The 17458-nt window shown below is 60.3% G+C and carries 16 protein-coding genes; 9 read left to right on the top strand and 7 right to left on the bottom strand.

The features are described 5' to 3' along the window. The first annotated feature begins 19 nt into the window (after positions 1–19). From arnT to arnF, 3 genes are read left to right on the top strand one after another with little or no spacing between them, the layout of a single operon-like run. Entirely contained in the window at positions 20–1663 is a 1644-nt protein-coding gene (gene arnT, locus G5137_RS18910; protein WP_421255804.1) for a lipid IV(A) 4-amino-4-deoxy-L-arabinosyltransferase, read from the top strand. Beyond that, positions 1663–2007, top strand: a complete 345-nt coding sequence (locus G5137_RS18905) for an EamA family transporter (RefSeq protein WP_216952259.1) — start codon at positions 1663–1665, stop codon at positions 2005–2007. Before arnT ends, G5137_RS18905 begins: the two co-directional genes overlap by 1 nt. Next, complete coding sequence (arnF, locus tag G5137_RS18900) at positions 2004–2411, top strand: 4-amino-4-deoxy-L-arabinose-phosphoundecaprenol flippase subunit ArnF (protein ID WP_216952260.1); 408 nt, start codon at positions 2004–2006, stop codon at positions 2409–2411. The genes G5137_RS18905 and arnF overlap by 4 nt, the downstream gene beginning before the upstream one ends. Positions 2412–2483: 72 nt before the next feature. Here arnF and G5137_RS18895 read toward each other — a convergent pair whose 3' ends face one another. The 7 genes from G5137_RS18895 to yqhD all read right to left on the bottom strand — a co-directional run bounded on the left by G5137_RS18895 (position 2484) and on the right by yqhD (position 12579). Continuing rightward, complete coding sequence (locus G5137_RS18895) at positions 2484–3812, bottom strand: CoA-disulfide reductase (RefSeq protein ID WP_421255803.1); 1329 nt, start codon at positions 3810–3812, stop codon at positions 2484–2486. 98 nt (positions 3813–3910) lie between these two features. Then, the gene (locus G5137_RS18890) at positions 3911–5311 is read right to left on the bottom strand and encodes an L-cystine transporter (RefSeq protein WP_421255802.1); all 1401 of its coding nucleotides are present in this window, start codon (positions 5309–5311) and stop codon (positions 3911–3913) included. A gap of 133 nt (positions 5312–5444) precedes the next feature. Continuing rightward, positions 5445–6731 (bottom strand): serine dehydratase subunit alpha family protein, encoded by a 1287-nt coding sequence (locus G5137_RS18885; RefSeq protein ID WP_421255801.1) that lies wholly within the window; start codon positions 6729–6731, stop codon positions 5445–5447. A gap of 279 nt (positions 6732–7010) precedes the next feature. Beyond that, positions 7011–7787, bottom strand: coding sequence for a substrate-binding periplasmic protein (locus G5137_RS18880; RefSeq protein WP_047440371.1), 777 nt, complete (start codon positions 7785–7787; stop codon positions 7011–7013). Between the two features lie 98 nt (positions 7788–7885). Continuing rightward, entirely contained in the window at positions 7886–9370 is a 1485-nt protein-coding gene (gene pntB, locus G5137_RS18875; protein WP_069526987.1) for a Re/Si-specific NAD(P)(+) transhydrogenase subunit beta, read from the bottom strand. 11 nt (positions 9371–9381) lie between these two features. Continuing rightward, positions 9382–10908: a Re/Si-specific NAD(P)(+) transhydrogenase subunit alpha gene (gene pntA / locus G5137_RS18870; protein ID WP_040070064.1), complete on the bottom strand. Its 1527-nt coding sequence runs from the start codon at positions 10906–10908 to the stop codon at positions 9382–9384. A gap of 507 nt (positions 10909–11415) precedes the next feature. After that, complete coding sequence (gene yqhD, locus G5137_RS18865; protein WP_421255800.1) at positions 11416–12579, bottom strand: alcohol dehydrogenase; 1164 nt, start codon at positions 12577–12579, stop codon at positions 11416–11418. A gap of 157 nt (positions 12580–12736) precedes the next feature. On the opposite strand from yqhD, the gene G5137_RS18860 reads away from it, so the two are divergent. From G5137_RS18860 to G5137_RS18835, 6 genes are all read left to right on the top strand, one after another. Next, entirely contained in the window at positions 12737–13639 is a 903-nt protein-coding gene (locus G5137_RS18860) for an AraC family transcriptional regulator (RefSeq protein ID WP_421206339.1), read from the top strand. A gap of 17 nt (positions 13640–13656) precedes the next feature. Continuing rightward, positions 13657–14169: a lipocalin family protein gene (locus G5137_RS18855; RefSeq protein ID WP_005356301.1), complete on the top strand. Its 513-nt coding sequence runs from the start codon at positions 13657–13659 to the stop codon at positions 14167–14169. A gap of 417 nt (positions 14170–14586) precedes the next feature. Continuing rightward, positions 14587–15282: a DUF969 domain-containing protein gene (locus tag G5137_RS18850; RefSeq protein WP_005341931.1), complete on the top strand. Its 696-nt coding sequence runs from the start codon at positions 14587–14589 to the stop codon at positions 15280–15282. Beyond that, the gene (locus tag G5137_RS18845; RefSeq protein ID WP_216952266.1) at positions 15282–16205 is read left to right on the top strand and encodes a DUF979 domain-containing protein; all 924 of its coding nucleotides are present in this window, start codon (positions 15282–15284) and stop codon (positions 16203–16205) included. The genes G5137_RS18850 and G5137_RS18845 overlap by 1 nt, the downstream gene beginning before the upstream one ends. Positions 16206–16219: 14 nt before the next feature. Further along, entirely contained in the window at positions 16220–16867 is a 648-nt protein-coding gene (gene pcp, locus G5137_RS18840) for a pyroglutamyl-peptidase I (RefSeq protein WP_421223002.1), read from the top strand. Beyond that, positions 16864–17328 (top strand): gamma-glutamylcyclotransferase family protein, encoded by a 465-nt coding sequence (locus G5137_RS18835; RefSeq protein WP_421255799.1) that lies wholly within the window; start codon positions 16864–16866, stop codon positions 17326–17328. Before pcp ends, G5137_RS18835 begins: the two co-directional genes overlap by 4 nt. The last annotated feature ends 130 nt before the right edge of the window (positions 17329–17458 follow it).

Raw genomic sequence — 17458 nt, 5'->3', positions numbered from 1 at the left:
GATTGCAACAGAGAATCTCATGAAGATGACCCGATGGGCCCTGCCCCTTTTCTTCCTCGCCTTTTACCTGCTGCCACTCAACCAGCGGATGCTGTGGAGCCCGGACGAAAACCGTTACGCCGAGATCAGCCGGGAGATGATCACCACGGGTGACTGGGTGGTGCCCCACTTCCTTGGCCTGCGCTACTTCGAGAAACCCATCGCCGGTTTCTGGTTCAACAGCCTCAGCCAGCTGCTGTTTGGCGAGAGCAACTTTGCGGTCCGCTTCGCCTCGGCCGCAGCCACCGGCCTGAGCGCCCTGCTGATCTTCTGGTTCGCTCTGCAGCTGTGGCAGTGCCGGCGTACAGCGTGGTTCGCCAGCCTGATCTATCTCTCGACCCTGATCGTCTACGGCATCGGCACCTACAGCGTGCTGGATGCCATGGTCACCCTCTGGCTCAATGCCGCCATGGTGAGCTTCTACCTCATCCGGCAAGAAGGGCCGCCCGGTCGCAGAGTGGCAGGCTATCTGCTGTTCGGCCTCGCCTGCGGCATGGGCTTTCTCACCAAAGGCTTTATCGCACTGGCGGTACCCGTGGTAGCCATCATGCCCTACGCCATCTATCAGCGCCGTCTGCGCGAGCTGGTATGTTTCGGGCCGCTGGCCATCCTTAGCGCGGCTCTGCTGGTCGCCCCCTGGGCCATCGCCGTACACCTGCGCGAGCCGGACTACTGGCACTACTTCTTCTGGATTGAGCACATCCAGCGCTTCGCCTCGGAAGATGCGCAGCACAAGGCGCCATTCTGGTACTACCTGCCGATGGGGCTGCTCGGCACCCTGCCCTGGCTCGGCCTGCTGCCGGGGGCACTGAAGCAAGGATGGCAAGCGCGCAAGAACAGCCCGGAAACCCTCTATCTGTTGGCCTGGGTGGTGTTGCCGCTGCTCTTCTTCAGCATTGCCAAAGGCAAGCTGCTCACCTATATCCTGCCCTGTTTCGCCCCGCTGGCCATGCTGATGGCCACCAGCGCCGTGGACAAAATCAAGGAAGGTAAAGAGCGGGCCTTCAAACTCAACGCCTGGCTGAACGGCCTGTTCGGCCTCATCGGACTGGTAGTGCTGACCGTGCTGGCTTTATCCCGCGACCAAGCCATCTACGGTGAAGAGGATCACGGGGCACTGTCGGTGGCCATGGCCATCTTTATCGGCTGGTCCCTGCTCGGACTCATCCAGTTGCAGGCGGTCAGTCGCCGCTGGGTCCTGAGCGCGCTCTGCCCCATGATACTGGCCATCGGCCTGCCCTGGGCGCTGCCGCAATCACTGATCGACTCAAAGCTGCCAGAGCGTTTCATCGAGACCAATCAGGCCGTGCTGCAGGGTTCAGAGACTCTGCTGGCCAGCGATCCGGGACTGGCATCCGCTCTCGCCCGGAGCACCCGGCGCGGCGAGATCATGCTGTTCGACGACAAAGGAGAGCTAGCTTACGGCCTGGGCTATCCGGATGCCAAGGGCCGCTATGTTGCCCGTGCAGAGTTCCCGAGATGGTTGGCACAAGCGCGCGAGAAGGGGCAAGTTGCCCTGCTGATGAAGACCGATCACGACGGAGAGACCGGCCCTCTGCCCCCTGCCGACGAGACCCTCGTCAGCCACCGGCTGACCCTGCTCATCTACCATGGAGTACGCTGATGGATATAGTGCTGCTATTACTGGTGTGCCTGCTGACCAGCAGCGGCCAGATGCTGCAAAAGCAGGCCGTTATCTGCTGGCAGCGTAACCCCTGTAACCACCTGCAAAAGCTGCGTTCCCCCTGGCTTGTTGCCAGCGTGGCAGCACTTGGCAGTGGCATGCTGCTCTGGATTTATCTGTTGCAACGACTGCCGCTGAGCATGGCCTACCCCATGCTCAGCATTAATCTGGTGCTGGTGCTGCTCGGCTCACGCCTCTTTTTCCACGAGCCGGTGAGCAGCCACAACTGGCTGGGGGCTGCCACCATCATCGTCGGCGCCCTGCTGCTGGGAGGCCTGCGATGAAGGGCTATCTCTACGTGTTAGGCAGCATAGTGCTGGTGACGGTGGCGCAGCTCTGCATGAAGTGGGGAGCGATCAGCCTCCCTGCATGGCAGGCCGATCCCGCCGTGATGCTGGCTCACCCCCTGCCACTCCTCACCATCGTCATCGGCATCCTCTGCTACGGGCTATCGCTGCTCTGCTGGCTGGCCGCGCTGCACTCCACACCGCTCAATATCGCCTACCCACTGCTCAGCACCAGTTACGGGCTGGTCTATCTGCTGGCGGTGAGCATGCCGGTCTTTGCCGAACCGCTGGTGGCAAGCAAGGCGGCAGGTGTTGCGCTTATCTTCTTCGGCGCCGTGCTGGTCGGCAGCAAACCGGCGACAGGCAAGCCGGAGCGGCAAGATCCCCCTGCCAATCCCTGAGGCAGCTTTAAACAAAAAGAAGAGGCGGCCCCCTGTGCCGCCTCTTCTCATTTTCCGCCTGACCAGCGCCTGTTACTTCGCGACGTTGCCCGCCACGTTCAGGGCATCCCAAGTGCGGGAGAAGGGCGGCGCGTAGGCAAAGTCCAGCATGCCGAGCTGCTCGGTGGTCACCCCCATGGTGATGGCCACCGCCAGCGCGTCAATGCGGTGTACCGCCCCCTTGCGACCGAGGATCTGGCCGCCCAGCAGCCGCTTGCTGCCCGCCTCGTAGACCAGCTTGACGTGAATGTCGGACTGACCCGGGCAGTAGTTGGTGTGGCACTTGTCCTTGATCACCACGGTGCGATAGTCGATGCCCATCGCCTTGGCTTCCTGCTCGGAGAGGCCGGTACGGCCCGCCTCCAGCCCCAACACCTTGAGCGCCGCAGAACCGAGGGTACCCGGGAACTCCTGCTCGGCCCCGGCCAGGTTCTCACCCACCATGCGCCCCAGCTTGTTGGCGATGGTGGCGAGCGGTACATAGACCTGCTGCTGCTTTACGCTGTGCCAGACGCTGGCACAGTCGCCGGCCGACCAGACGTTGGCCAGCGAGCTGCGCCCCTGACGGTCCACCTTGATGGCACCATTGCCGAGCCGCTCGATGCCGGTATTAGCCAGAAACTCGGTGTTGGGCTTCACCCCGGTGCAGACCACCACGATATCGGCCTCGTACTCGCCCTGGCTGGTGCGCACGCCGGTCACCCGACCATCCCCCAGCAGTGCTTCAACTCGCTCACCCAGATGGAGAGATACCCCCTGCTCGCGCAGTTCTGTTTCGATGTGCTGGGTGATCTCGCCATCAAACGCATCGGGGATGACTCGATCCGCCAGTTCGATGAGACGCACCTCTTTACCCTGATGGACCAGCGCCTCGACCACTTCCAGCCCGATAAAGCCGGAGCCGATCACCACGGCGCGGCGATTGTTCTTGTCTTGCACCGCCGCCTTCAATGCCAACCCATCGGCCATCCGGCGCAGACCGAATACCCCTTGCTGCTGCAAACCGGGGATGGGGGGCATCACTTCACGGGCACCGGTGGCGATCATCAGCCGGTCGTAGCGATCGGTGAAGGTGTCGCCGTTATGCTCCACCACCAAGGTCTGGGCAGTTGCGTCAACGCTCAGCACCCGATGGCCAATCTTGACCTCGATCCCCTTGGCGGCGAACTGCTCGGGGGTGAACTCGGCCATGTAACCGGGCTCCTGAAACTCGTCACCGACGAAGTAAGGCAGGCCGCAGGCACCGAAAGAGATCACCTCGGAGGCCTCATACACCACGATGTCGGCCTCTTTGGCCAGACGGCGTGCCTTGGCGGCCGCGCTCATACCGGCGGCTTCGCCACCGATGATCAGAATTCTCATAGTTTTTCCTCTCAATGGCGCAGGGAGGGCATGCCCTCCCTGCGGTCTATGACGGGAAAGAGTCGCCCCTTCCCACGTCCAGATCAACCGATAGCAAATCAGACGGTGGACTCTTCGCCGTCCAGACTCACTTCGTGATCGCTGTTGAACACATGCATGTCAGTCTCCCCCAGCAGGCGGCTGGTCACCGTCCCTGCGGTGATGGAGCCGGAGACGTTGAGCGCGGTACGACCCATGTCGATCAGCGGCTCGATGGAGATGAGCAGCCCGGCCAGCGCCACCGGGAAGTCCAGCGCGGAGAGCACGATCAGCGCGGCAAAGGTAGCACCGCCGCCAATCCCGGCCACCCCGAAGGAGCTGACGGTGATGATGGCGATCAGGGTCATGATAAAGCCGGGATCCATCGGGTTGACCCCGACGGTCGGGGCAATCATCACGGCCAGCATGGCCGGATAGATACCGGCACAGCCGTTCTGGCCGATGGTGGAACCGAAGGAGGCGGCGAAGTTGGCGATCCCCTCAGGAATACCCAGCGACTTGGTCTGGGTTTGCACGTTCATCGGGATGGATCCCGCACTGGTGCGCGAGGTGAAGGCAAACGCCAGCACCGGAGTGATCTTCTTGAGGAAGCGCAGCGGGTTGATGCCGACCATGCTCACCAGCAGCAGGTGCACGACAAACATGATGGCGATGGCGCCGTAAGAGGCCATCACAAAGCTGAGCAGGTTGAGAATATCCGCATAGTTGGAGCCGGAGACCACCTTGGTCATCAGCGCCAGTACGCCAAACGGGGTCAGGCGCAGCACCAGAGTCACCATCCGCATCACGATGGCATGAGCCACGGCCACGAAGTGGCTGAAGCTGGCGAAGATCTCCGGCTTCTTGCGGGCGATGCCGGTAGCGGAAAGGCCGATGAAGATGGAGAAGATCACCACGGCGATGGTGGAGGTCTTGCGCGCCCCGGTCATGTCGAGGAAGGGGTTGGCCGGAATGAACTCCAGCATCATCTTGGCGAACGACATGCTCTCGACGCTACCGAGGGTGGTCTGCAGCGCAGCGCCACGGGCGCTCTCGGCGGCACCGGAGGTGAGCCCTTCAGCGGTCAGGCCAAACAGGTTGGACATCAGGATGCCTGCCCCGGCGGCGATGGCGGTGGTGAAGATCAGCACGCCTATGGTCATGGCACTGATCTTGCCCAGCGCGGTGCCGCCATTGAGCTTCAAGATAGCGCTGATGATGGAGACCATGATGAGCGGGATGATGATCATCTGCAGCAGCTTCACATAGCCGCTACCCACGATATCCAGATAGTCGATGGTCTGAACAATGACGGGCGAACCTGCACCGTAAAGCAGTTGCAACGCGGCGCCGAACAGAATACCGAGCCCCAGACCGGCAAATACCCGGCGGGTGAAGCTCACATGTTTTTCCTGTAACCGGTAGAGAAAGAACAGCAAGATGGCGGCGATGGCCAGATTGCCGATAACGCTAAATGTCATGGTATGACTCCCCAAAAAGCGGGCTTGGGCCCGAGAAACAAGAGCAAGCGCCATGCTTGCCCTGGCAACCGTGTCAGACGGTCTGCGCCGTCGTGACAAGAACAAGGGGGTCTATCGCCCCCTTGTCACAGATTCACTGCTTCTGCTGTTTCGCTCGCATGATGTTGATGATTTCAATGTCGGTATCCAGCATCCCCTCTTTGGAGAGGCGGCCCAGATTGGCGATGGTCTGGTCCACATCATCGGAAACGATCCCCTCGCTCTGGGGGACATGCAGGTTGTTGATGGCCATCAGCGAAGACTTTACCGCCGCCGAGGTGGAAGTGGAGACCTTCATGGAGCAGGCGCTGCCCGCGCCGTCGCAGATGATGCCGGAGACATCGCCAATCATGTTGTTGATGCAGTGGCTGATCTGCTGATACTGGCCGCCCAGCAGCCAGGTAATGGCGGCACCGGCACCCATGGCGGCGGTACTGGCGGCGCAGAGGGCCGACAGCTTGTTCTGATAGGTCTTGATGTAGATGGCCACCAGATGGCTCATCACCAGCGCCCGGGTCAGCTGCTCGTCGCTCGCCTTGAGGAAGCGGGCGGCCGCGACCACCGGCATGGTGGCGGCAATGCCCTGATTGCCAGAACCGGAGTTGGACATGGCGGGCAGCATGGCGCCATCCATCCGTGCATCGGAGGCGGCGGAGGAGAGGCGCATCGCCAGGGTCATCAGATCGTCGGAGAGCAGCTTGCGCTCCACCTGCTCGGTGAGGATCTTGCCAATCTTCAGGCCGTAACCCTGCAACCCTTCGTCCGCCAGCGCCTGATTCATGGTGGCGGCCTCGCGGATAAAGTCGATCTCCGCCAGCGGCACTTCCAATGCAAAATCGACGATCTCCCGCAGGGTCATGGCCGGTTTGGCGGATTTGGCCGGCTGGATCTGCACGCCGGGAGCGCTGGCCTGCGCCATCAGCACCTCGCCATCCTTCTCCATCAGGATGATGCGAGTGTGGTCGGTACAGATCACCACCCGGGCACTGTGCCCTTCAACTTCGGCCAGCACCTCGGCATAGAGCACGTCCGGCACATCCTTCACATCCACCTTGATGACCGGCAGCAACGTCTTGGCCGCTTCCACCTGTTCTGGTGTAAGGGTCTTGAGCACCTCCAGCCCGGCATCCGGGTTGCCGCCGGTGATGCCGACCGCAGCGGCCACCGGAAGACCGATCATGCCGGTGCCCGGCACTCCGACCCCCATGCCGTTCTTGAACAGATTGCCACTGACCCAGACGCTGATGCGGGTCGGAGTCTCCCCCAGCAGCTTGCGGCAGTTGGCCGCCGCCAGCGCCACCGACATCGGCTCGGTACAGCCCAGGGCCGGCACCACTTCACGCTTGAGCAGGGTAATAAAGTCGGTCCATTGTGGTTTCATCTGTGCATTCTCATCTTGGTGGCGCAATGCCTGTCATCGCCACAGGCAACAGCATGGCAAAAAAGGGTGACACGGGATCAACATCAAGCAGGAGCGCGTCGCCAAGGCGTCGCGAGAGAGGTGGCCGTCTGATGACTGCCCCATGCAAATCAACTTAATTTGATTCTAATATCAATAAAATCAAATTAAGTTGCGCAACATCGCTTTTTTAGCGCCATTATGCCCGTCTTTTAACAAAGCGCGACAATTTGTGATGCAACGCACAGACGATGGAGTCACCTAGAGATGATAGCGGGCCAGCAGCTGCTGGTAGGCCGGGGTCTGCTTGAACTGTTTCAAGGCGGCCGAGAAGCGCCTCGCCAACTGGTCATGGCCGGGCTTGTGGGTAAATCCGAGAAAGTTGCGGTTATCGTCGGTCAGCAGGCGGCGACCATTGAACACCTGATCCTGCAGCCCCTGGGTACGCAGCAGATAACGACCAACTTGTTCATTGAGCACGACACCATCCAGTCGGCCGGCCATCATCAGATGCAACTGCTTGACCATCTTGCCATCGCCCGTCATGGCGACCCTGATCACCCCTTCATCGGCCAGAAAATCGGGGCTGTAGGCATAGTCGGCCTGAATGCCGATCCGCAACCCCTTGAGGTCGGATAATTGCTCGAATTTCACCGGACGATCCACCGGATAGAAGAGCACTTCGCCACTACGAGAGAGCGGCTCTTCGGGATAGTGGAGCCACTCTTGGCGATCCTTGTTATAGAAGACGTCGAGTACCGCATCCCCCTGCCCGAGGCGGGCCTGTTGCAACACCCGCTTCCATGGCAGCACCTTCACCTCGGTGCGATAGCCGAGCTGCTGCAGCACGGTGCGAGCCAGCTCGAGATCTGCGCCCACCAGCTCCCCCTTGTCGCTGTGCATCACATAGGGGGGCCACAGTTCTGTCAATATGGTCAGGGTCGGCTTGTCATGAGCCATAGCCATGCCACCGACGAGAAGAGATGCCAGCAGCCAGCCGTACCACCCGATCCTTCGCCAACCCTGACACCACATCATGGAGATCCCTCATGGTCCGTATGGATTGAGGATATACAAGGGATGGGCAATAAAAAAGGAGGCCGAAGCCTCCTTGATATCCACTCTCTGAATGGCACTTACAGTGCTTTCAGGATTGCCTCGACGCTGGCCTTGGCATCGCCAAACAGCATCTGGGTATTTTCCTTGAAGAACAGCGGGTTCTGGACACCGGCGTAGCCAGTGTTCATGGAGCGCTTGAAGCCGATGACATTCTGCGCTTTCCACACTTCCAGCACCGGCATACCGGCGATCGGGCTGCCCGGATCTTCCATCGCGGCCGGGTTGACGGTGTCGTTGGCACCGATCACCAGCACGGTGTCGGTATCGGCGAAGTCCTCGTTGATCTCGTCCATTTCCAGCACGATGTCATACGGGACTTTCGCTTCCGCCAGCAGCACGTTCATGTGGCCAGGCAGACGACCGGCGACCGGGTGGATACCGAAGCGCACCTTGACGCCGCGGTCACGCAGCTTCTGGGTGATCTCGGCAACCGGATACTGAGCCTGTGCCACCGCCATACCGTAGCCCGGGGTGATGATGACGGAGCTGGAGTTCTTCAGCAGGTCAGCCACTTCCTCGGCGCTGGTTTCGCGGTATTCGCCCATCTCCTGATCAGCCGTGGAGGCCACGCCATCGGAGCCGAAGCCACCGGCGATCACGGAGATGAAGGAGCGGTTCATCGCCTTGCACATGATGTAAGAGAGGATGGCACCGGAGGAACCCACCAGCGCACCGGTGACGATCAGCAGGTCATTGGAGAGCATGAAGCCCGCCGCTGCTGCTGCCCAACCGGAGTAGGAGTTCAGCATGGAGACCACGACCGGCATGTCGGCACCACCGATGGAGGCAACCAGATGCCAGCCGAAGGCGAAGGCGATCAGGGTCATCACCAGCAGAGCGAAGGTGGAGCCACCGGCGTTGACGAAGTAGACCATCAGGGCCAAAGAGGCGACCACGGCCAGCAGGTTCAGCTTGTGGCGGTGCGGCAGCATCAGCGGCTTGGAGGAGATCAGACCGCGCAGTTTGCCGAAGGCAACCACGGAACCGGTAAAGGTTACGGCACCGATGAAGACGCCCAGGAAGATCTCGACCAGATGGATGTTCAGCATGGCGCCGGTCAGGTGCTCGACCTGAGCAACGCTGTTGGCCTGCTCGAACGCCGCACGGGCGGCTGCCAGGGTGGCATCCAGATTGGAACCGACGGAGACGACCACCTCAGCAGGTGCAGAGGGGTGCAGATCGATGAAGCTGTTGAAGCCTACCAGCACTGCCGCCATACCCACGAAGCTGTGCAGCACGGCCACCAGCTCGGGCATCTCGGTCATTTCGACCTTGAGCGCCAGACGCACGCCGATGGCACCGCCGATCACCATGGCCAGAATGATCCAGTGAACGCCACTGGTCTCCGGGTTGAATACGGTGGCGAGCAGGGCGATAGCCATACCCGCGATACCGAACAGGTTGCCATGCTTGGCCGTTTCTTGCTTCGACAGTCCCGCGAGACTGAGGATGAAGAGCACGGCGGCAACGATATAGGATGCTGTTACCAGTCCTTGAGACACGTTAAACCCCCTTAATCCTTACGGAACATCTTCAGCATGCGCTGAGTGACGGTGAAACCGCCGAAGATGTTGATACTGGCAATCAGCACGGCGATGAACGCCAGCGCGGTGACCAGGGTCGACCCTTGCCCGATCTGCAGCAGGGCACCGACCACGATAATGCCGGAGATGGCATTGGTGACCGACATCAGCGGCGTGTGCAGGGCGTGAGAGACGTTCCACACCACGTAGTAACCGACCACACAGGCCAGGATGAATACGGTGAAGTGGGAGAGGAAGGCTGCCGGGGCAACGGAGGCGATCCAGCCGAAGGCGGCGATGCCGAGGGCACCGAACACGAACTTCTTGTTGGAAGGCTTGGCCTCTTCCTTCTTGGCGGCCGGTTTGGCGGCGGCCGGTTTCTGCGGGGCGGCAGAGACGGAGATGGCGGGCGGCGGGAAGGTCACTTCACCGGCCTGGATCACCGTCATGTTGCGCTGAACCACGTCTTCGAAGTCGATGGCAACGTTGCCGTCCTTCTCCTTGCACATCAGCTTCATCAGGTTGACCAGGTTGGTACCGTAGAGCTGGGAGGATTGGGCAGGCAGACGGCCCGGCAGATCGGTGTAACCGATCACCTTGACACCGTTGGCGGTGACATGCAGTTCACCAGGCACTGTGTATTCACAGTTGCCGCCAGCCTGAGCGGCCATGTCCACGATGACGGAGCCCGGCTTCATGCTGTCGACCATCTCTTTGGTGATCAGCTTGGGAGCAGGCTTGCCCGGGATCAGGGCGGTGGTGATGATGATATCCACCTCTTTGGCCTGCTGGGCGAACAGCTCCATCTCGGCCTTGATGAACTCATCGGACATGACTTTGGCGTAACCATCGCTGGATGCACCGTCTTCGCCACCGAAGTCCAGCTTGAGGAATTCCCCACCCATGGATTCGATCTGCTCGGCCACTTCCAGACGGGTATCGAACGCACGCACGATGGCACCGAGGGAACCGGCCGTACCGATGGCGGCCAGACCGGCTACGCCGGCACCGATCACCAGTACCTTGGCAGGCGGCACTTTACCGGCTGCGGTGATTTGACCGGTGAAGAAGCGACCGAACTGGTGCGCAGCTTCAACCACGGCGCGATAGCCACCGATGTTGGCCATGGAAGAGAGGGCATCGAGGGACTGGGCACGGGAGATCCGCGGCACCATATCCATCGCCATCACATTGATGTTGCGCTCGGACAGCTTCTTGACCAGCTCAGGGTTCTGGGCAGGCCAGATGAAGCTCACCAGAGTGGCGCCATCTTTAATTTGTGCGATCTCGGCATCGGTCGGCGCATTGACCTTGAAGATAAGGTCGGCTTGCCAGACATTCGGCACCACGCTGGCACCGGCAGCCTCGAAGGCGGCATCATCGAAGCTGGCCGACAGGCCTGCGCCGGTCTCGATGGCGACCTCGAAGCCGAGCTTTTTCAGCTGCTCGACGGTAGCCGGGGTCGCTGCGACCCGGGTCTCACCGGCGAGACTCTCTCTCGGTATTCCAATCTGCATGACTATTCCCTGATGGTTAATAAACAATCGCTGCCCAGTGTCTCACTTCTGACGAAACAAGACATGACCAAAGTGCAGGTCCAGGGCTCTTTGTTATGAAAATCAGTAGGCTTTACCTCAACCTCCTGTCATGGTCAGGCCCCCGCTTTTCAGGCGCGAAGGTGATTAGTATCAAATTTTGGAGTTTTATTACAACCGCAGTCCCGACGGCACTCGTACAGAATTCAGCCCATCCCTGGCTACGATTAAAAAAAACAAACCAAATTAGAGGCTTATACCAGTAAAAACGGCTGAAAAAAGTGATCCAACCAGTCAAAAAAAATGTTTTACCGGCCCTCTATCTTAGCGTTTTTTGTTCTTACGAAATCCGCTTTCGTCTCACTTCTCGCAGCGAAACGCCGAAAAGTAACATTTTCCCAACAAAAGCGGGGCCACTCAGCCGCCAGAAGGCGGGAGAGGGCCCCAGCAATTCAATCGTTTCGCCCGTTTGGCACCGATTGGCGGCCCTTACCAGGCCGCTTCATAAATATGCTGGCTCTGCACCAGATCGATATCGCTGTGCTCGCCCAGACGGGTCATGCCGTGCTCACCCAGCTTGCCGATCAGGGTGTCGATACCCAGATCTTTCAGACCGTAGTCGCGCAGTCGGGTCTTGACCCCCATCCGCTCGAAGAAGTCGCGGGTCGCGGCGATGGCATCATCGATGCGCTCCGCTTCGCTGCCGCTGTTCAGACCCCACACCCGCTCTGCGTATTGCAGCAGCTTGGCATGTTTCTGTTTGCGCTTGGCCTGCAGCAGGGCAGGCAGCACCACCGCCAGAGTCTGGGCGTGGTCGAGGCCATGCAGGGCGGTCAGTTCGTGACCCAACATGTGAGTGGCCCAGTCCTGCGGCACACCGGCACCGATCAGACCGTTCAGCGCCATGGTGGCACTCCACATTATGTTGGCGCGCACCTCATAGTTGTGCGGTTCGGCCAGCGCCTTGGGGCCCTCTTCGATCAAGGTCAGCAGCAAGCCTTCAGCGAAGCGATCCTGCACCTTGGCATTGACCGGATAGGTGAGGTACTGCTCCACGGTATGGACGAAAGCATCCACTACCCCGTTCGCCACCTGACGCTCGGGCAGGGTGTAGGTGAGCACCGGATCCAGCACGGCGAAGCGCGGCATCACGAACGGCGAGAAGAAATGCACCTTGTCGCCACTGCTGCGACGGGTGATGACGGCGCCCATGTTCATTTCGGAACCGGTCGCCGGCAGGGTCAGCACGGAACCAAGCGGGATGGCGGAACGCACTTCGCTGCCGACGGTCTCGAGAATGTGCCAGGGATCCTTGGCCAGATCGTAGTGCGCGGCAGCGGCGATAAACTTGGTGCCATCGAGCACGGAGCCACCGCCAACGGCGAGCAGGAAGTCGACCCGCTCGGCACGGGCCAGCTCCACGGCCCCCATCAGGGTCTCGTAGGCCGGGTTCGGTTCGATGCCGCCAAATTCAAACAGGGTCATGCCAACCAGCTCGTTACGGATCTGCTCCAGCAAGCCGCTGCGTACCACGCTGCCACCACCGTAGGTGATCATGACGCGGGCATCGCTCGGAAGCTGCTCGCGCAGCTGGGCGATCTGCCCTTGGCCGAACAGGATTTTGGTCGGGGTATGGAGAGTAAAGTTGTTCATCGACATTGCCTTCTTCTGATAGTCAGGGCGGCCTGGCCGCGAAATCATGATTGCATTTTTCTCCAGAACCACCCTACCATCAAGACAACATCCTGCTTTATTCTTGCCTATTTCTACAAAGCAGCGAAAACCGGAACTGTCGAATCAAAGAGCCCCCATGCAAAACCGTTACAGCGACCTCGCAACCAGATTGACCCGCCACGTCACCGCCCCCGGCATCACCCCATCACCGGTGAAACAGGTCAACCTCATCTATACCACCGAACACCATGGCCGCACCCCGGTGCTCTACCAACCGCGGATGATAGTGATCCTGCAGGGGCACAAGGTGGGTTATCTGGCGGATCAGGTATTTCGCTACGACCCCAACCACTACCTGCTGATGACCCTGCCGCTGCCCTGCGAGTGCGAGTGCTTCGCCTCCCCCGAGCAGCCCCTGATCGGTTTCTCCATCGAGATCGATCTGGTCATCCTGCAGGAGCTGTTGCTGGAGCTGGGCGATGCCCTGCCCGCCCCCGCGCCGCAAAAGAGCGGCGTCCACTCGGTCCCCCTGTCGGAAACCATGTTCTGCGCTGCCGAGCGACTGATCGAGCTGATGGACAACCCGCTGCACGCCAGGGTGCTGGGGCCGCAAACGGTGCGCGAGATGCTGTTCCACGCCCTCACCGAGGGGGGTGGCCCGGCGCTGCAGGCGCTCGCCAATCGCCACAACCATGTGGGCCAGATCGCCCGGGTGCTGCGTATGATAGAGTCCCGTTATGCCGACAACCTCACCATGGAGGAGCTGGCGCGGGAGGTGAACATGAGCGTCTCCGCCTTTCACCACCACTTCAAGGCGGTCACTGCTACCTCGCCGCTGCAGTACATCAAGTCGTTTCGCCTGCACAAGGCGCGGATGATGATGCTGCACGACGGCATCAAGGCGGGCACCGCGGCGGCCAGAGTCGGTTACGAGAGCAACTCCCAGTTCAGTCGGGAGTACAAGCGCTTCTTCGGCAGCACGCCGACGGATCAGGCCTCCCGCTTTCGGGATGGCCAGCTGCGCATCATCGAGGGATAACAAAAGAGGGATTACTTATGCGTTCACTGCTTTGCCTGTTCACCGCTTTGCTGCTGACGGCCTGTACCGGGATTGCCGATGGCATCCGCCCCGTTACCGGCTTCCAGCTCGATCGTTATCTTGGCACCTGGTACGAAATCGCCCGCCTCGACCACAGCTTCGAACGGGGGCTGGAGCAGGTGAGCGCCACCTACAGCCTGCGCGATGACGGCGGCGTCAAGGTGCTCAACCGCGGCAAGCAGAGCGATGGCAGCTGGCGTGAGGCGGAGGGCAAGGCCTACTTCGTCGGCAACCCGGACGAGGCGCGGCTCAAGGTGAGCTTCTTCGGCCCCTTCTACGGCGGCTACAACGTCATCGACCTCGACCCCGATTACCAGCTCTCGCTGGTGACCAGCTACAACCACGACTACCTCTGGATCCTCTCCCGCTCACCCAACCCGCCCAAGGCGAAAGTGGATGCGCTGGTCGCCAAAGCGAAGTCGCTGGGCTTTGCCACCGACCAGCTGATTTGGGTCAAGCAGACCCCCTGAGACAGCACCGGTGGCGATGCCGTCGCCACCGGTTCTCTCCGCCTCTCCCTTTCACTTTCCTCACCCCAGCTCCGCACAACCACAGTCATACCCAGCCATTCGCTGACGGTTGCCAGATAGACATTGCGCAACAATCCCCATCACCCACCAACGGAAGAGAATAGCGATCATATTGTCAGCCCAATATTGTCGCCAGGCACCCCAAAATAATCTGAATGACTGATTAGGGGGCAAAAAATAGCCTGGACGGTGCAGGACTCACCATTTACCAGCGAACAATAAACCGGCAAAAACCCCCAATAGAAAACCAATCGAATCCCTTTTTGGGGATTTTTTGTTGCCATCGCAGTAACCAGATGATAAACAGCTCGGCCACCCCAAAATGCATATAAATATTCACTTTAACGAGGTGATTAATTGGAATTTATTAAATTAAGCGGAATTCTTATTATTTTATTGGGATTTTATTTCAAACTCGACACTCTGGCCGTCGTACTGGTGGCCGCCGTCACCACGGCGCTGGTCTCCGGTCTCTCCATGACCGATTGCCTCTCCCTGCTGGGGGAAGCCTTCGTCTCCAACCGCATGGTGACACTGTTTCTGCTGACCCTGCCGATGATCGGCATCTGTGAACGCTACGGCCTCAAACAGCAGGCGGTCACCCTGATCGAACGGATCAAGAAGCTCACCCCGGGCAAGTTCATGACCCTCTATATGTTTATCCGCGAACTGGCCGGTCTCTTCTCGGTGCGGGTTCAGGGTCACACCCAATTTATTCGTCCGCTGGTCAACCCCATGACTCAGGCAGCCGCCACCAAGGTGCACGGCAAATTAAGCGAAGAGGACGAGGAATATATCAAGGCGCGGGTTTCCGCCACCGAAAACTACGGCAACTTCTTTGCCCAGAATACCTTCGTCGCCTCAGCCGGGGTATTGCTGATCGTCGGCACATTTGAATCTCTTGGATATAGCGTCTCTGCCGTCGATATTGCCAAGGCATCCATGCCGATCGCCATTATCGCCCTGCTGATGGTGGCTATTTCCAATATGTGGTTTGACCGTCAGATGGCCAAGACATATACCGTGAGCAGCGACAAGGAGGGGCAACAATAATGGCGACCCTCATCCCCAACATGCTCGAATTCTTTTATGTGCTGATCGGCGTCATCCTGTTCAGCAGCGCCTGGCGCGTCCTGCGTGACCCCAGCCACCCGGCCAAAATCGGTACCGCCCTGTTCTGGACCATTCTGGGTGTACTGTTTGCCTTCGGCAGCTATATCCCCAATGTCATCAATGGCGTGCTGATCCTCGCCATGGGGGTCATCACCCTGCTCAAGCAGGTGAAGATCGGCAAGCTGGAGCAGGCGAGCGAGGAGGAGTCCCAGCGCCACGCCAGCCGCATCGGCAACCGGATCTTCCTCCCCTGCATCCTGCTGGCCGTGCTGGCGGTGGTGATCGCCCAGTTCACCCCCCTTGGCGGTCAGGTCGGTATCGGTCTGGCGGCGGTCATCGCCTTCGTCATCACGGTACTGCTGACTCGTGCCACCCCCTCTACCGTAGTGGGTGACTCCGACCGGATGATCCAGCAGGTCGGCATTACCGGCATTCTGCCGCAACTGCTGGCCGCGCTCGGGGTGATCTTCAACAAGTCCGGCGTCGGCGATGTCATCTCCCACGGCATCTCCACCGTAGTGCCGGTCGGCAGCCCCTTCGTCGGGGTGGTGGCCTACTGCCTCGGCATGATGGTCTTCACCATGATCATGGGCAACGCCTATGCCGCCTTCACGGTCATCACCGCCGGCATCGGCATCCCCTTCGTCATCGCCCAGGGCGGTGACCCGGTGGTGGCCGGTGCGCTGGCGATGACCGCCGGCTTCTGCGGCACCCTGATGACCCCCATGGCCGCCAACTTCAACGCCCTGCCCGCCGCCCTGCTGGAGATGAAGGATCTCAACAAGGTGATCAAGGTGCAGGTACCGATGGCGCTGACGCTGGTGCTGATCCATATCGCCCTCATGTATTTCTGGGCATTCTGACCATTCGGGAGAAGATGATGAAAGTACTGATTACCGGTTTTGACCCCTTCGGCGGCGAGCCCATCAACCCGGCATGGGAGGCGGTCAAACGCCTGCCAGAGACCATTCTGGACGCCACCGTGATCAAGGCGCAGATCCCCACCGTCTTTGGCAAGTCAGCCACCCTGCTGGCGGAGCTGATGCGTCAGCACCAGCCCGACGTGGTGATCAACGTCGGACAGGCGGGCGGTCGCTTCGCCATTACCCCGGAGCGCATCGCCATCAACATCGACGATGCCCGTATCCCCGACAACGAGCAGCAGCAACCCATCGATGAAGTGATTCAGGCCGATGGCGCACCGGCCTACTTCTCCCGTCTGCCCCTCAAGGGAATGGTGCAGCGCATCAAGGAGAACGGCATTCCGGCGGCGCTCTCCAACACTGCCGGCACCTTCGTCTGCAACCACATCATGTACCAGCTGCACTACCTGATTGAAAAAGAGTTCCCGGCGGTGCGCGGCGGCTTTATTCACGTTCCCTACATCACCGAGCAGGTAGCGGACAAGGTGAACCAGCCCTGCCTCGCCATGAGCGAGATTACCCGCGCGCTGGCGCTGGCCATCGAGGCGGTGGTGCTGCAGCAGGATGGCGATATCAAAGTCGTGGGCGGCGAGATCTCATGAGCCTTTGCCAGCCACGCCCGCTGTTCGTCTACGGCAGCCTGATGGACGGGCTGTTCAACTACCGCCGCTATCTGGCTCACCACGTGAGCCAGACGCCCCGGCGCGCCCGGGGGCGCGGCGCTCTCTATCACCTGCAGCACAAGGGCTACCCCGCCCTGCTGCAGGGGGATGACTGGGTCTATGGCGAGCTGTTTGTGCTGGACGACTTCCCTGCCGCCATCGCGGCGCTCGACGAGATGGAGAACTTCCACGGCGAGGATGATCCCCAGAGCGAATATCTGCGCCAGCTCATCGAGGTGGAGATCTTCGACCCGGCGCAGGGGCGTTATGTCGGCCAACAGCAGGCCTACCACTACCGCTACGTAGTGCAGCACGATCCCAAGTGGCAACAGGGCAAGCACTACCTGCCCGACGGCAACTGGCGCGCTTTCCATCTGGCGCAACTGGAGAGCGCCGCCTGACGGTCAGCGACAATAACAAAGGGCAGCCCGCGGGCTGCCCTTTTTCATGGAAGTGTCCCGTCCTGAATATGGTTTACACCTTTCCCCCCAATAAATGGAGAACCCGATGGGACAAGGTGTGAAACGGACA

This window comes from Aeromonas sp. 600282, from assembly GCF_049175755.1.
GTDB classification, from domain to species: domain Bacteria; phylum Pseudomonadota; class Gammaproteobacteria; order Enterobacterales; family Aeromonadaceae; genus Aeromonas; species Aeromonas veronii_A.
This window is presented reverse-complemented; position numbering and strand designations above follow the sequence as displayed.

What these genes read in the sequence shown, in the direction of transcription:
- arnT (WP_421255804.1), top strand. Translation starts at nt 20, where the DNA reads ATGAAGATGACCCGATGGGCCCTGCCCCTTTTCTTCCTCGCCTTTTAC.
- G5137_RS18905 (WP_216952259.1), top strand. Translation starts at nt 1,663, where the DNA reads ATGGATATAGTGCTGCTATTACTGGTGTGCCTGCTGACCAGCAGCGGC.
- arnF (WP_216952260.1), top strand. Translation starts at nt 2,004, where the DNA reads ATGAAGGGCTATCTCTACGTGTTAGGCAGCATAGTGCTGGTGACGGTG.
- G5137_RS18895 (WP_421255803.1), bottom strand. Translation starts at nt 3,812, where the DNA reads ATGAGAATTCTGATCATCGGTGGCGAAGCCGCCGGTATGAGCGCGGCC.
- G5137_RS18890 (WP_421255802.1), bottom strand. Translation starts at nt 5,311, where the DNA reads ATGACATTTAGCGTTATCGGCAATCTGGCCATCGCCGCCATCTTGCTG.
- G5137_RS18885 (WP_421255801.1), bottom strand. Translation starts at nt 6,731, where the DNA reads ATGAAACCACAATGGACCGACTTTATTACCCTGCTCAAGCGTGAAGTG.
- G5137_RS18880 (WP_047440371.1), bottom strand. Translation starts at nt 7,787, where the DNA reads ATGATGTGGTGTCAGGGTTGGCGAAGGATCGGGTGGTACGGCTGGCTG.
- pntA (WP_040070064.1), bottom strand. Translation starts at nt 10,908, where the DNA reads ATGCAGATTGGAATACCGAGAGAGAGTCTCGCCGGTGAGACCCGGGTC.
- yqhD (WP_421255800.1), bottom strand. Translation starts at nt 12,579, where the DNA reads ATGAACAACTTTACTCTCCATACCCCGACCAAAATCCTGTTCGGCCAA.
- G5137_RS18860 (WP_421206339.1), top strand. Translation starts at nt 12,737, where the DNA reads ATGCAAAACCGTTACAGCGACCTCGCAACCAGATTGACCCGCCACGTC.
- G5137_RS18855 (WP_005356301.1), top strand. Translation starts at nt 13,657, where the DNA reads ATGCGTTCACTGCTTTGCCTGTTCACCGCTTTGCTGCTGACGGCCTGT.
- G5137_RS18845 (WP_216952266.1), top strand. Translation starts at nt 15,282, where the DNA reads ATGGCGACCCTCATCCCCAACATGCTCGAATTCTTTTATGTGCTGATC.
- pcp (WP_421223002.1), top strand. Translation starts at nt 16,220, where the DNA reads ATGATGAAAGTACTGATTACCGGTTTTGACCCCTTCGGCGGCGAGCCC.
- G5137_RS18835 (WP_421255799.1), top strand. Translation starts at nt 16,864, where the DNA reads ATGAGCCTTTGCCAGCCACGCCCGCTGTTCGTCTACGGCAGCCTGATG.